General features: G+C 67.0%; 8 protein-coding genes. 3 read left to right on the top strand and 5 right to left on the bottom strand.

The window, feature by feature from the left end; translation table 11 throughout:
• Positions 1–20: 20 nt before the first annotated feature.
• The 5 genes from ACIRRU_RS01845 to pglW form a co-directional block, all read right to left on the bottom strand.
• Entirely contained in the window at positions 21–650 is a 630-nt protein-coding gene (locus tag ACIRRU_RS01845) for a hypothetical protein (protein WP_403674870.1), read from the bottom strand.
• A gap of 7 nt (positions 651–657) precedes the next feature.
• A complete protein-coding gene (locus ACIRRU_RS01840; RefSeq protein ID WP_403674867.1) occupies positions 658–2130 on the bottom strand; it encodes a hypothetical protein in 1473 nt (490 codons plus the stop codon).
• A 45-nt stretch (positions 2131–2175) separates the two neighbouring features.
• Positions 2176–2661 (bottom strand): hypothetical protein, encoded by a 486-nt coding sequence (locus ACIRRU_RS01835; RefSeq protein ID WP_403674864.1) that lies wholly within the window; start codon positions 2659–2661, stop codon positions 2176–2178.
• Between the two features lie 361 nt (positions 2662–3022).
• The gene (gene pglX / locus ACIRRU_RS01830; RefSeq protein WP_403674861.1) at positions 3023–6850 is read right to left on the bottom strand and encodes a BREX-2 system adenine-specific DNA-methyltransferase PglX; all 3828 of its coding nucleotides are present in this window, start codon (positions 6848–6850) and stop codon (positions 3023–3025) included.
• A complete protein-coding gene (gene pglW / locus ACIRRU_RS01825; RefSeq protein ID WP_403674858.1) occupies positions 6847–11556 on the bottom strand; it encodes a BREX system serine/threonine kinase PglW in 4710 nt (1569 codons plus the stop codon). Before pglW ends, pglX begins: the two co-directional genes overlap by 4 nt.
• Before the next feature lie 369 nt (positions 11557–11925).
• On the opposite strand from pglW, the gene ACIRRU_RS01820 reads away from it, so the two are divergent.
• The 3 genes from ACIRRU_RS01820 (at position 11926) to ACIRRU_RS01810 (ending at position 14796) form a co-directional block, all read left to right on the top strand.
• A complete protein-coding gene (locus ACIRRU_RS01820; protein WP_403674855.1) occupies positions 11926–12111 on the top strand; it encodes a hypothetical protein in 186 nt (61 codons plus the stop codon).
• A 70-nt stretch (positions 12112–12181) separates the two neighbouring features.
• Positions 12182–13597, top strand: coding sequence for an N-6 DNA methylase (locus ACIRRU_RS01815; protein WP_403674852.1), 1416 nt, complete (start codon positions 12182–12184; stop codon positions 13595–13597).
• Entirely contained in the window at positions 13591–14796 is a 1206-nt protein-coding gene (locus ACIRRU_RS01810) for a hypothetical protein (RefSeq protein ID WP_403674849.1), read from the top strand. The genes ACIRRU_RS01815 and ACIRRU_RS01810 overlap by 7 nt, the downstream gene beginning before the upstream one ends.
• Positions 14797–15057: the final 261 nt, after the last annotated feature.

Below are 15057 nucleotides of genomic sequence, written 5' to 3'. Positions count from 1 at the left end.
ATGCGTGTCGAGGATGAGGGTCAAGATGCGTCGTTCGAGGGAGGGGGTGTCACGGACGGTTCGATGGTCGACCGGATGTAGATCCGCGTCGTACCGGCCGTGAACTCGTGGGCGAAGAGGTCGACGCAGCGTTGGAGGTACGTGCCTTCGGGCGACGTGAGGTCGTCCGGGCACAGGCTGGTCATGCGCAGTCCCTGGACGAAAGTCTCCGGTTCGGGCAGTCCGAGGTGACCGAAGGCGGCCGCGGGACGGTACCCCTTCTCCTTGGGGTGGGAGTTCCCGATCATCACTGTGCCCTTCTCGATGAGCCGGCCGGTGTACGTCTCCGCTTCCTCGCTCGGCAGGACGAAGGACAGCAGACCGGTGTCGAAGCGCTGCCCTACCTTGTAGCCGGCCCGGCGGTCCGATGCCCCCTCCGGGATCCGGATGCCGAGCTGGCCGCTCATCCAGGCGGGCGTGGCCTCGTCCTCCCAGCAACAGGTCATCTCCTTCTCCGCCAGGTCCGACGACACGTCGTCGGCGGCGCAGGAGACCACACCGATCGTGGCGGCGACGCAGGCGAAGAGCGCCAGCGCGATGACAGAGACCACCGAGGTACGACGGCGTCGCACCGGTTGTTCGCCGTCGGCGCTCCTGCTGGAACTGCTCATCGGTCCTTCACCGCGCTTCCTGTTGCTCGCGGCCCGGGTCTGTGCGACCGCCCTCGCGCCCGGGCTCGTCCGGCGCGGGCAGCGGGCTCTGGTTCGGGGCCGATCCGCCCAGATCGTAGTGCTTGACGGAACTACTGCCTGCCATGTCGAACTCCTGGGCGATTCCGGTCGTGTGCAGACGGGCCATCCGGCCATCCGGAATGTCGATGCCGCCGCCCCAAGGAAAGCCGATGTTCACTCCCTTGTTCTCGTCCCAGTTGTAGCGGTCCCATGCATTGGCCTGGTAGTCGAGACCGACCTTGGGTTCGCCGTGGGCATCGGGGACCACGGTGACCACTCCGGTCACATTCGACCTGGTCGATCCGACCGCGAAGAACCAGTTCTCGTTGACGTCTTGGTTGAAACTGAAGTCGCGGTTGCTGGTCTCCACCGGTATTGAGACGGGCTGGCCCCCGTTGCGTCGGAATTCCGCGAGAGCCTCTTCGCGCCATGTGTCCTTGTGCGCTGTGATGCTGCCCTCGATGTGTGCGTGGAAGTCCGCTACGTCCGACATCATCTTGTCGACCGGCAGCTCCATGCCCGTCCCGCTGTTCGCCAGGTAGTGAGCCATGTGGCGTGAGGCGTCGTTGTCACCCTTCCAGTCGGCGGCCTCGGCGATCAAGTTCATCTTCTCCCGGACCCTTCGGTCCTCTGCCCCTGGTTTCTCGATGCCGTGCGGCCCCGAGCCACGATCGGGAGCGGCTTGTTTCACGGTGGGCGTGAGGAGCCCCGCCGCGAGAAGACTGTCCTTGTGCCCGGTCCACAGCTCCGCGCGGGCTTGAGGGCTGAGCGACGTCCATAGACGCTGAAGCTCGGCCCGCTGTGCCGTGTTCGCGTCGCCTCCGAGCGAGGCGAGCTTGGTCGCGCGGGGCAGTTGGTCCTCATCGAGCGAGGTGTACGTCGCGTGACCCGCGTTGTGCGGGTCGCCGCCATGGCTCCGCTTCAGGGCCCGGGTCACGGCCGCGTCGATCTCCGCCGCGTGCGCCACCAGGCCCGTGAGGGTGTCGACGTACCACTGCATCAGGTCCTTGGTCCGCTGTGACGTGCCCTCCACACCACAGAAAGCCTCGATCACCTTCACGGTGCCGTTGGGGCCGTCCGACACCACCAGCCCCGGATCAGGGCCTGCCGCCCGGTCAGGATCGCCCTTGCGCGCTTCCGCCGAGAGTTTCCGGGCTTGCTTCTGCACGTGGGTCAGTTCGTCATGGGCGTCCTGGAGGACGGCCGCGATGCTCTGGGCCTCCACCTGGAGATCCACGACCTCCTTGACCGTCTTGCGGATGAACTCCCTGGTGACAGTCGCGTTCAAGCCTGCCCAGTCGGCCCCGTCGGACAGTCGGAGAAGACCCTTTTGCACGTCGGCCCTGAGCTCCTTCAGCCCGGCCGCCGTCGAGGCCCAGTCTTCGGCGGCCGAATTCAACTTCCCCAGGTCGACTTCCATGAGATCCGTGTACGAGAACGCCCCCACGTCTTCCGCTCCCCCTGATTACTTCACGTACTTCAGCAGTTCCGATACCGGTACGGCGGAGCCGTTGCGCCCCATGAGCGTGGCGGCGATTTCCACCTCGTCGTTGACGGCCGACTTCTTCGAGTAGTCCAGGTGGTTGGAGATGTGCGCACACATCTGCAGGACGGTCTTCACCTGAGAGGTCCAGACTTCGAGAGTGGTGTACAGCTCACTTCCCGCGCTGAAGTTCCGGCCCCGCAACTCCGCCGCCGCCCGAGCGGTGGTCCCCGCGCCGGCCTTGTCAGCACCAGCCCCCGCCAGGTCGGCGCGCTTCCGCAGTTCCCCGTGGACGCGGAACGCCTCGCTGCCGACCGCCCCGAGGTCGTCCTGATGGACCACGAGGTCGGGATCGGTTCTCGACCCCGGCGCGCCTGGCTGGGGCCCGGCGGTGTTGAGGCTCATCCGCACGGATTGCCGGTTCTGCGCGTCAGCTTTGAGTGCGGCCCACTCGTCGTCGAACGTCATGGGTCCCCCGCCCTTGATGGATGCCAACGGTTCACCCTAGCAACGCGGTTGCCGGTCGCTAGCGGGGTTTCACCGCATAGGTCATCCGCGTCGCCTCGACGGGGGAGCAGCTCACTGCCAAACGCGCGCCCAGCGTCGAGGCCGATGGCGATGGCGATGGCGATGGCGATGGCGTAGAGCGTAGATCGCATGCCGTCCCATACGGGGATGAGGAACTGCACATCGACCCCTTCAACCGGATACTGGTCGCGCAGGCGCAGGCCGAAGGGCCGGCCGTGGTCACCCGGAACAGCTACATCCCGCAGTACGACGTACAAACCGTGCTGGCCTGATCTGCACGCCGTACTCGGGATCAGACGAGTCAGCCGCCCGCCGGGCGTCTCCCGCGACGCGTGGCCGGGGCTGGCCGCCAGGCGCGCAGATCTTCGTCGGTCAGGCCGTGCTGGCCCTGTTGAGTGGCACGGTATCCGGCGAAGAAGGCGGCAGGACTGCTGCCGTACAGCGGGTCGAGCTCGTTGTGCCACTGGTCGAGCCAGGGCTGGAGTTCCAGCACGCCCGCCAGAAGGGGTGTCATCTCCTCGGTGGACAGACCGTGTTCGTTGGTGAAGTACGTCGTCAGCGCCAGGGCCTGCTCACGGTGGTCCCAGCCCATCCAGCCGAACAGTTCGGGGGTGTCGGAGATCGGGCCCGTGGCGTACGAGATGAACCGCTCCTTCGGGACGTCAAGCTTGCCCCGGGCCCGCCAGTAGGACGGCTTGAGGAAGTCGGCCGAGGTGTACTTGGGGGGTACGGGGATCGAGTCCCGGATCTTCCGCTTGGCCGGCTCGTCCGGGGCGGCGTCCTCCAGCCGTTGGAGCTCCCATACGTGTTCCCAGTCGGCGCGCCTCTTCAGGCCGGAGGGCTTGTAGCGCAGCGCGGCGAGGAAGGGCACGTGCTCCTCGGAGAGAAGATCGGCGACGACGGTCGCCAACTCCTTGCGGGGGGCGTACAGCTGGGCGACGGACACGAAGTCCTCGTCGAGGGAGAGCGCGGAGGTGAGCTGGCTGCGGGTGAGGATGGTCGGTTGGCCGTCTTGGAACCACAAGTCGCGGTTCTCGATCCGGTCGAGCAGCCAGGACTTGAGGGCCCGCTCCTGGAGAACGTCCCACCCCTCGGTGGCCCAGCGCCGTTTGTACTCGGGGCGCTCGATCATGCCGATGGCGCGGGACGTCTCGATGACGTCGATGCGCTTCTGGACGACGGCCTTGTAGGCGTCGGACCAGTGGTCAGGCATCTCGGTGATGGGGGTGGAGTTGTGCCGCTTGAACCACTCGCCGGATGCCTCGCCCTTCTCGACCCGCCGCGCGAGGACAATCTCGAAGGCGCGCTCACCGAGGGCGAGTTCGAGGACCTCGGATTCGGGGGCGCGGAGATCTTCGGAGTGCAGCTTGTAGAGGGAGTAGACCTGCCAGTCGAGTTCTTCTTGCAGAGAGATCATTCGAGAGCGGATTGAGTGCCATGCGGTCCGCTGTTCGCTGATTGATTCTTTGGTTGGAACGGCATGGCTGTCTTGTTTCATCGTTGTTGTAAGCGCCGACTCGTGAGCCAATGTGTCTAGAGAGGATGCGAGTGACGCAGGGCCAGTCGAAGGCAGCGGGATTTTCTCTACATTTCCGCTATTAAATTCATATCGGTCTGACCAGGGGTGGATGCTCACCCTCGCTCCAGATCCACCCACAGGGTCACCGCCCTTCGGATAGCAAACCTGCTTTAGCCAGAAGCAGGCAGTGGAGCTTCCCAAGAGTCCTAGAATGCTGAGGTGATCGGTCTCCGTTGCTCCTTGCGGCAATTTAATTACTGGAGCAGTTTGCTTGAATGATTGCTTTCCTCGATCTAGGGCGAATTGGCTATGAGTTGACACGAAGGCGAAGGGGATGGACCAAGCGTGAGCCCCATCGTCTTTGGGGAGCTGGTGCCATTCCCACCACTTTCGGCCAGCGTGAAAATAGGTTTTACCAGAGAACGTTGCACGGCTTCCAAGGTCCGTTTTGTATGGCCAAAGATTTCGGCTGCCCAGAATTGCACTTGGGACTTCCTTGATTTCATGTTTATCGGAATACGGAAAGAAGGCGCAGTTATCGCTTCTGGCGATCCAGTCGCGAACCTCTTCGCCAACCACGATGGGTGTCAGTAGGTCTTTCATGTCGATAGGCCAGGACCGTTTGGGGCGCAGCATTACGTCGTCGGCAGCAGTCATGCCGAAGTAGCCGACGCGATGGGATCTGTTGCGCAGCTGTTCCACGGAGGATGAATGAATGGTTTCGTTCATCTCTAGCCCGCCATCCGCAAGAATCCATGGCCGCTTCCCGAAGAATCGCTGGCGCTCCAAGTCCTCGACTGAGACCCATTTGCTATGTGATCCCGGTTTGTCGATTTGCTCTACGATTGCACTCCAAACGAATCCGTAGTTCCCGCTTGACGGGACGGAAGGTTCACCTTGGACGCTCCGCACGGTGCGAACGTATTCACTTCGTGAATTTCCGCTTCGGCGGCGCCCCACAAGGATTACGGTAGGTGTGCCATGGCCGGGAATATAGGCTCCTGAGGTGTCGATTACCTCGGTCAATTCGACTTTGTGTGCGAAGTACTCCTCGATCAGTCGAGTTCCGAACTCCCGCTTGGTGAACGAGTTCGATGTGATCTGACCGACCATGCCGTAGATTCGTTCGCCAGGGTAGCCTGTTTTCGCTAGTTGGAAGAATCGTTCGGCGAACGGCACGGAAAGTGCGTATGTCCCAGCGCAAGAAGCGTAGAGGTTGCGGTAAATTGAATTTAGATTTTTATCCTTTACTGTAATATAGGGCGGATTCCCCACTACCACGTCATACCTCCCCCGCTCCAAAATCCCCGGATAATCATTCAGGTCTTCTGTCGCATAAGAGAAATCCACCAACCGCTTCCCGGTGTCCTCACTGACCAGATCCAACTCCTGCTGCCGGTCCTCGATCAACGAGTCACCCACCGCCAAGTGCACCGGCCAGTCGTACCGCCCCGCCTCCTCCAGCGTCCGCACGTTCGCCGCCGCCATAGCCGCCAGCAGCAGCCGGAACCGGGCGATGGCCACCGCGAACGGGTTGATGTCCACCCCGTGCACCGCGTTCAGTGCGTCCCGCACCCGCTCATGCACATCACGGCCCGGGTGCCGCTCCGCCCACAGCTTCACCATCCGGCGGAACGCGCCCAGCACGAAGTGCCCCGAACCGCACGTCGGGTCGATCATCTTCAGCTCGCCGAACCGGCCGCCCAGCTCCCGCACCACCGGGCTCATCGTCCGGTCGAGGATGAACTCCTCCACGAACTCCGGTGTCTGGAGCAGCGCGTACGTCTTCCGCGCAGCCTCCGACAGGTCCTGGTACAGGTCGCCCAGAAAGCGGGTGTCCCACCCCTCCGTACCGTCCTCGTTCAGCGGGTCTGTGAAATTGTGGACCAGCGGCGGAAGCTTGCTTTCCGAGCCGGAGGCGGCGTCGGTACCAGCTGTGCTCGCCGCCCCCGCGTCACCCTCCTCGCGCTCCCGCCAGAACTCCACCAGCGCGCGGGCTCCGTCGTGCGAGATCGGGATCTGGTAGAGCGGATTGCGCTCCCGGTCGAACAGGAGCTTGCCGGCCTGTCCCGCGCCCAGTTCCGCAAACGCCTTCTCCAGCCATCCCCGGTATGTGGGGTTGTCGGTCTCCTCGACGTACTGGGCGAACCGAGCCTCGGCCAAGTCGCGGCGCTCGGCGCCCGGCCCCGTGATGTACGGCTCCGGGACGAGCCGGTTGTCCTCGCAGAAGCGGACGAACACCGTGCCCAGCACCCACGCCACGGCCACCTGCGTGACCCGTTCGCCCAGCCAGGCGTTCCAGGTCGCCGCAGTGCGTCCCAGCTTCCGGGCCTCCTCGTGCTCCGCCCGCAGGCGGCCCGCGACCGCCTCCGCGTCCCGTACGGTCTGCGCTCGCTCCGCAGGCAGCTCCGCGATGTGCTGCTCCAGCCAGGTGGCCCAGCGAGGGGCCTGAGCGGGGACTGCGAAGGTGGCACACACCTTTCCGTGCTCCGTGCGCAGTGGCTTGAGGTTTTTGTCGCCCTCCGCTACCTGCTGGTCGAGATCGGCCTCGACCGCCTTCACCTGCTTGATCAGGTCGGTCAGCAGCGCCTTGCTCTCGCGGTCGATCACTTCTGCACGTCTCCCGATGTCACGTTCGCGTTCACTGCTGGCGCACTTCGTACGCCGTTCTTCTGTTCGTTGCCGCGGTGGACGTTCCGCGTCCAGCCGTCGGGCAGGGGGATCCACTCGCCCAGCCCCGCCTGGTGCGGTACCGCTGTCCGGCCCAGCCGCGGCGGTCGGGCCGGGTCGCTCTGCGGGCAGAGCAGCCACAGCCCGGCTCCGCCCCCGCGCGCTTGCTCCGCCAACCGGTCAAGCACGCCCATCGCGTCGTAGCGTGCGAGCACCCCGGCATCTGCGAGGAGGACGGGGGAGCCGGCATGCGCCGGGGTCAGCAACTCGCCCACATATGGCTCGACCGCCGCCCATGCGGTGCGCGCGTACTCCGCGAACTTCATCGCGCCCTTCGAGCCAGGCTGAGCCACATCCGCGCGCAGGATCGTCTCCCAGGTGGGCTTGGGGCGCGCGTCGACCAGGTCGTGCAGGGCGTCAAGGAACAGCTCGGTCACCGATATGGGCCGGGCGCCGAAGCGTTCGCTCGCCAGTTCCTGTACGGCAGGCCGCATGCGGCCTGTCCGTACTGTCAGTACGCGGAAGCCGTCCCGCCGCGCTGAAGCCAGCAGACGCTCCTCGGTGGCCCAGGCGGCTGCCATCTCCCCGTCGTCCGAGTAGCGCCGAGCAGAGATGGTGGCGGTCGCCTGACGCTGCCCGTCGGAGGAGACGAAGCTGGAGACGGCATCAGATCTGCGGGGAAGGTAGCGCAGCGTGCCTGTTCTCTGGCGCGTGGACAGCACCAGGTCGAATCCGGCGTCGCGCAGTGCTTTGGTCAGCGGGCCGCCGATCGGCAGCGTGCGCTCGCCCCGCCCGTTGAGCAGCTCCGGAAAGCGGGCTCGGACCCGTTCGTGGACCTCGGCAGGAGGCAGGCCGGGCTGGTCGGCGGCCGGTACGCCCGGAATCCACCGGACCAGCCCCGCCTGGGTGAGCCGCAGAGCCCGGACGAGCGGCAGGTCGCGCGGGTAGATTTCCAGACGGGGCGTCGCGCCCGCGTTACGGGACGCTGCGGCGGCCACCATGACCAACCTGCGCTCGTCCCATTCGACGGTGGCGCTCGGAGGGGGGACCGCCGTGAGGTCCGTGAGGACTGTCGTCGCGGTCGGCAGGGTGTCCAGCTTCGCCAGCCGGTCGGCGACCCGCCCCAGCTGCTGCGCGTAGTACAAAAGCCCGGGCGCGGACGGAGTCTGGGGCGCGTCGTTCTCGCCGACCTCCAGGGCCAGCAGGCCCGCGCCCATCGCCTCGTCCGCCGCGTCCCGGTTCGGTGCGTGTCGGAACTCGCTTTCCTGCGGCAGGAGTTGTTCGGTCTCTACCACGGCCCGTACCGCCGCCAAGGCCAGTGCGCGGCGCTGCTCGCGCTCCAGAAGCGTGGTGCCCCGACGGACGGCGAGGGCGTCCGCCACCTCCGCCGCGGACGCCAGTCGCCCCGAGGTGCGCAGCAGGTCCAGTACCTCCGCGCGGAGCGCCCGCACCGTGGGGTGCCTCTTCCACCGGGTGCGCTGCGTCTTGAGCATCTGCGGGATACGGCCCGCGGACAGGCCCAGACCCTCGGCGACGTCCTTCTGCTTCGGCCAGACACCGACCTCGGACGGCAGCTCACCGCGCTCGTTCGGCAGGCGCAGCAGCAGCCGGACCATCTCGCACTCGTTGCGGTTCGAGCCGTCCTTCTTGAGCTCCGGTACGAAGATGGTGGCCAGGGTGTCCAGGCTGACCCCGCGCAGTGCGCGCTGGGGCAGCGAATCCGCAGCCGTCGCCCCGGCGTCGGCCATGGCGCCGGCCACGGCCTCCTCGGCGGCCGAAAGCTCGGCCTTTGCCTCCTTGCGGCCCTGCGGGGTCAGGGGGGCGGCCGGCAGTTCGGCGAGTCGCCGCCGCCACTCCTTGATCCGGCCCAGCACCTCACGGCGGGTCTTGGCGCCGAGGCCCGGTGCGTTTACCAACTGCCGCTGGCTGTAGTCCAGCAGCTCGCCGACCGTGTCGACCTTCAGTCCGTACACGAAGGAGACCGCCGCCGGGCCGAGCCCCGATGCGGAGATCGCCGTGGTGCGGTCCGCCTGCGCGGCCTGTCGGTCACGCAGCCGCTCCGCACTGTCCTCCTCGGCGTCCGCGATACCCGACTCTGGCGTACGCGGACCGGCCGACGCCCCCTCGTCGGCCTTCGGGACGGTCCGGGAGCGGCGGGTGGAGGGCTTGGCCTCGTCCATGGCCAGGAAGATCTTCTTCCAGGCGTCCCGCATCGGCTTGAGATCGCGGAAGCGCTGAGAGGTGTCGCGGTGAAGCGCCTTACGGAAGAAGGCGACCAGTCCGTCCTTGACCGCCGGGTCGAAAGCATCGCCCGCGATGGTCGGGTACGGCTCCTGCTCGGGGTCGGTTTGCCGCGCGGACACCTTTCCGTCGCCCCACACCGGAAGCTCGCGCGAGGCCATCTCGTGGAGCGTCACCGCCAGGGCGTACCGCTCGGCGTGCGCGTCGTAGACCGAGCGGTCGGTGAGCGTACCGATGAACGGGTCGAGATAGCCGTCCGTACCCGCGCCGGTCTCGTGCACCGGGTAGCCGGCGAGCGAGAAGTCGATCAGGACCAGCTCACGGGTCCGGTTCGGGCGGATGCGGATCGCGATGTTGTCCGGCTTGATGTCCCGGTGCCAGACCCCCTCACCCTCCAGGAAGTCCACCGCGCCGAAGAGATAGTCGCCGTACGCCTCCAGCTGGTCCACCGACAGACGGCCCGAGTCGCGCAGCTGACGGGCCACGGTCTCCTCGCGGCGTCTGGTCCAGGTTGAGCCCGACGCGCCGGCGGAGTCGGGGTCGGCGGCGCGCTCGTCGCCGACGTACTCCAGGACCAGCACAGTGCGGTTGGCGATGCGCTGAGGCTCGGGCTCGACGAGACGGATGATCCGGGAGTCGGCGCGCAGCCGCCCCATGACCTCGGCCTCGCGCACCAGCACCTCGGCCCTGCTGTCGGACAGCGCCACCTTCAGGACCGCCAGCGTTTTGGAGAACCGCACCTCCGGCCCGGCACGGAGGTCCCGCACCAGGAAAGCGCGGCTCGTGGACCCCGTGCCCAGTCGGCGGCGGACTTCCCAGCGCCCGGCCAGCACGTCGCCCGCCACGGCGTCCAGCGGGTCCTTTTCCGGAACGGGCGCCGGAATGGCGGCCGGGGTGACGGGATCGGCGGACACCGGCTCGGTCAGGTCTGCTTCGACGACCTCCAGCATCTCCAGGAACTCGTCCACCGACGACAGCCGGGCGTCGACGTCGTACGCGGTGGCGGCCTGCACCAGCTCGTCGATGTATCCCGACAGCCCGTCGACGACCGCACTGGGGCGAAGCCCCTCACCGGCCTCGAACCGGGCCAGCAGCTCGGCCTGGCTTGCAGCCGGTGCCTTGAGCGTCGCCAGCAGGTAGGTCAGTACGCCCAGCCCGTACACGTCCAGGCCGACAGGATCGGGCTTCAGCGCGGTCAGCTCAGGGGCCAGGTAGGGGTCGGCGCCCTCGGCGAGGTGAGCACCCGCGCGGGAGAGCGTCGTGGGCGCCAGGCGGTCGCCTCCGCCCGGGCCGCCCTGCTCCGAGCCGCGCTGAACGGCGATCTGCCAGTCGGAGATCTGCAGGAACGGGCTGAGCCAGCCCCCCTCCTCGCTGTCGGTGCCGTCCGTACCCCGAGGGCGCGGAATCAGATGGATGGCGTGCGCCGCCAGACTGCGGTGGTAGATGCGACGGCTGTGCGCCGATCGCACCGTCTCGGCGAGCTGGCGTACCAGCGCCATCCGGCTCAGGATGTCCAGCTTGGGGCCGTACTGGAGCAGGTACTCGTCCAACCGCAGGGTTCGCGGGTCGTACTCGAAGATCAGTGCGGGGCCCGCCGAGTGCCCGGAGGGGTCGTACTGTTTCAGCTGTACGACTCCCGGGTGCCGGAAGCGTCGGAGCACCGCGGCCTCCCGCCGTGCCGCGTGTTCCACCGAGGCGCGCAGGCCGGCATCCGCCCCTCGTTCGCGCAGGTAGACCCGGACTCGCGCGGCCTCCGGTAGATCGGTGTGCTTGGCCAGGTAGTCGGCCCAGGTGGGGCCTGAGTCGAAGGACTTGCGGTTGAGGAGGTAAGGGCCGACCTTGTACTCGGCGTCGCTGGGGGCGATGCCGACCTTCTTGAGTGCCGCGGCCACGGCACGCGAACGCACCGCGTCGATCCGGCGCTGCTCGTAGGCCGGTGGCTCCTTCAGCACCGTGATGAGCTGGGGGACGGTGTGGACGCCGTGCCGGTCGTGGGCCGGCAGCCGGTTCTTCAGGGAGGAGTCGGTGAAGCACACCGCTTCAGAGACCCAGACCCTTACTCCCTGGCTCTCCAGCAGCCCCGCGAGCTCCTTGGCCTTCTTGTTCGTCAGGTGGAGGGGGTTGCCGTGCGAGACCGCCCGGCCGCCGGGCTGGGTCTGCAGCCAGGAGCCGTTGCGGGACTCCACGGAGCCGTGCCAGTCCTTCAGCTCGATCAGATACACCCCACCAGGAGCGATGACCAGGAGGTCCACCTCGCGGACGTGGCCGGTGTTGGCGGTGAAGGTGAAGTTCGACCAGGCCCGCCAGGGGTCGTTGTCCGGCAGCTCGGCGCGGATGGACTCCAGCCCTCGCCGTTCGTGCGGGAACTCGGATTCCGTGACCGTTTCCCAGCGACCTTCCCGCATGGTGCCGTCCCCGCTTCGCTTCCGTGATCTTCGAGGGCTCGTGGCGCGTCGTCCGTTTCGGGCACAGAGCCCCCGGTCGATCGTATCGGCTGCACGTGATCGCCCGTGCCTGCTGCGGGAGGGCCGGAACCGTGCGGGGAGCCGGCGGCAGGGGCGGGACGCCGCGTGCCCACGTCGGTCCGGAATGCGAGGCGGCGATCACAAGGCGTGAATCCTCCACCGCCCGCGAGAGGTAAGAAGATCAAACGGACTGCTGCTAATTCCAAACGGACTGCTGCATGAGATATGGTGACGGAGTGGCCGGTCGAGAGGCGCGCGTTCTCGTCCGCTTTGTGGTTTTCCGTCATTTTTGGGTCAACGGGAGGGCAGATGGACGAGCGGAAGGTCATGGCGATGTTCGCCCTGGCGGTCGGGGTGATCTGCGCGCTGGCGGTGGCGTTCTGGCATCTGGCCCGCACCGCCAGCGTGGACGAGGCGCTTAAGGCCGCAGGGGTGGTGTTCATCGCCGTGGCGACTCTGGCGTTCATCGTCCTGGGCTACGTGAGATCCGGCTGAGCGCCGACAGGCATGATGGTGCGGGCCCGGCGTACGTACCCGGGTGGCACGAGACGGACAGGAGCCGAAGGTGGAGAAGGCGTCGAAAGCGTCGCTGTCGCACGCGCTGGACGCCGTGCGCGGCGTGCTGGCGCAACCGGACGCCGTTCGCCTCGTCATGCTGCTGGTACTCCTGCGCTACGAGGCTCAGCACGACGAGGCGCGGAGATCGCGGGCAGAGCACGCCTGGGCCGACATTCAGGGCCGGGGCCTGTGGACGCGGGACGGACACGATGTCTTGCGGGAGATCCTGCTGGGCCTGGATGAGTGGCAGTCGGGCCACGTCGAGTTGCGGGACCTGCCGCCCGTCCTCAAAGACGTTCGGGGTAGCGCCCTCGAGCCACTCGTCCACTGTGTGTCCGAGGCTCGAGAAGCGGCGACGCTGTTCGAGGAGTGCCTGGAGCGCGTGCAGAGGTCGGCGAAGGGGGGCGACTACTACACCCCCATGTACATCGCCGACCTCCTTTCCGATCTGGTGGAACCATGTCCGGGCGAGAGTGTCTACGACCCGGCGTGCGGCTCCGGCGGCTTCCTGCTCAAGGCAGTGGAGCACGCGCGAGCGCAGGGTGGACGACCAGGGGACGCGGCCCTGTACGGACAGGACTTCAGCCGGACCGCGGTCGAGACGGCCGCGATCAACCTCACCGTGCACGGCGTTTCCGGTTCCTTGCGCGGACCCGCGTCCAGCCTGACCAAGGACGGGTTCCCGGACTCGACCTTCGACGTGGTCCTGGCCAACCCGCCCTTCAACCAGACCGCGTGGTCGCAGCAGGGCTGGGAACTTCATCACGCCTGGCGCTACGGGGTCCCACCCGCGGGAAACGCGAACTTCGCCTGGGCGCAGCACGTGGTGAGCAAGATGTCACCCGGGAAGGCCGGGCGCGCAGCGTTGCTCCTGCCCACTGCCGCCGCCTCCACCACGAGGCCCGCGGAACTCCGGATCCGCGCCGGGCTGATCGAGCACGACGCCCTGAGCTGCGTGATCGAGCTTCCCGCAGGTCTGCTCCCACACGTACGCAACCCGGTGACCCTGTGGCTTTTTCACAGCAGCAAAAAGGACCGGACGTCCTGGGGGGAGACCGACCGGTCGGGGCACCTGCTGCTGATCGACGCCAGTGACACCGCGGTCAAGGTCGCACGTGGGCGCCGAGTTCTGCCCGAGGACTCCAGGGATCGCATCGCGGCCACCTTCGCTGCGTGGCGCGGCGTGCGGGGGCAAGGGCCCTACGAGGACGTGCCCGGATGGTGCCGGTCGCTGGCAGTCACGGAGATCGCCGCTCAGGACTACGACGTTCTGCCGTCCCGAGGTGTCGGCGGGCCTGAAGGCCAGGCGGAGCGCGGCGACGATAAGGAAAAGGTGGGAGAGTTGGCCCGCGAGTTGTACGCCCTCTTCGGTGCGTCCCGTCGGCTGGAAGACGAACTGCGCGATCTGCTGGACCAATGGTGAGCCAGGACCCACTGGAGGAACGGCTGAGCCGAGTGCCCCGGGGCTGGCAAGTCGCCCCCTTGGAGCATCTGCCATGGGTTCAGCACATCCGCTACGGCATCACCCGGCCCGGCGCGCACGACGACGGCGGCGTGGGGATGGTCCGAGCCTCCGACATTCAGGAGGGTCACCTCCGCAGCGAGGGGCCGAGGAGGATCAGTTTCCGCACCCACCAGGCGCACGCCCGCAGTGAAGTGAGAACGGGGGATGTGCTTGTCGTTCTCGTGGGGCGGGTCGGTGAAGCGGCTCTGGCCACCGAGGATTACGACGGCTGGAACGTCGCCCGCACAATCGCGGTGATCCGGACGACGGGCCCGGACGAGGCAGCCTGGCTCAGGTTGTGGCTCAACTCGTCGTACGTACGTGAGTGGTGTGCCAGGCGTGCGACCGGCTCGACGCTGCAGCGCACCCTCAACCTGAAGGACCTGCGTGGACTTCCCGTCCTGCTGCCGACCGCGGGGGCCAAGGCCGTCCTGGTCCGCACCGTGAGAGCCGTCGAAGAGAAAGCTGCGGTGAACGGACGTATCGCGGACTGCGCGATGTCGTTGACCGACGCGCTGTTCGCTGTCGAGACGAGGGACCGGCCGGCATGGCCCGAACGACCCCTGGGGTCTGTGGCCCATCTATGGGTAGGGCACCAGTCGCGCCCCCAGGAGGACACACCTGCCGGGCCGGAACACAGAGCGCCTTTCGTCACGCCTGCGGATGTGTTGCGCAAGGGCCTTCCATACGTTTCCCGGACAGACAACTGGATGGCCACCGCCGATGAGGACACGCTGTGCGAGGCCAGGTCCCTGCTTCTGGCCGCCAGGGAGGACGGTGTGCACGCAGTATTGAACGCTGTGCCAGTCGTTCCCGGCCGAGGTGTGCTTGTTATCCGGGCCGCCACATTGGCGGACACGTACTGGCTGCTGTACGAAGTCAGGTCGCGGAGCAGGGAACTCACGGCTGCGGCCCAAGGGCCGGGTGGGCGCGAACTGAGCAGGAAGTCGGTAGCTGCCACCGCCCTTCGTTGGCCCGCGCAGTCCGTGCGGGAACGGTTCGCTCGGGATACCGATGTGCTCCACGCGAGGGCGCAGGCGGCTCTCGCGGAGAACGAGGTTCTCCGCAGGCTGACCGACGGTCTCCTGGAGAGCTATCTCTCCAGTGACGAGAAGTGACGGCAGGACGATTACTTACTGACTGCACATGGTGTTGCGATGGGCAGGGCGGGCAGGTCACAGCCGCGAACGCCGATCTCATCGGAAGGGCCGATCTGCTACCGCCTGCGGTCGGCTGATGCGAAGAACTGAGGAAGCGTGAGTAGCTTGATGCCCGGCCTCTCCCACGACGGCTGCCTCGCAGCAGTGTCGATGGTTGTGTCCTGGCTAGTCTGTCGATCATGAGCATAGAAGCAGTTGGCGATTCTCCTCGAAAGGGGC

It is taken from the genome of Streptomyces sp. NPDC101181 (assembly GCF_044767975.1).
GTDB lineage: Bacteria > Actinomycetota > Actinomycetes > Streptomycetales > Streptomycetaceae > Streptomyces.
This window is presented reverse-complemented; position numbering and strand designations above follow the sequence as displayed.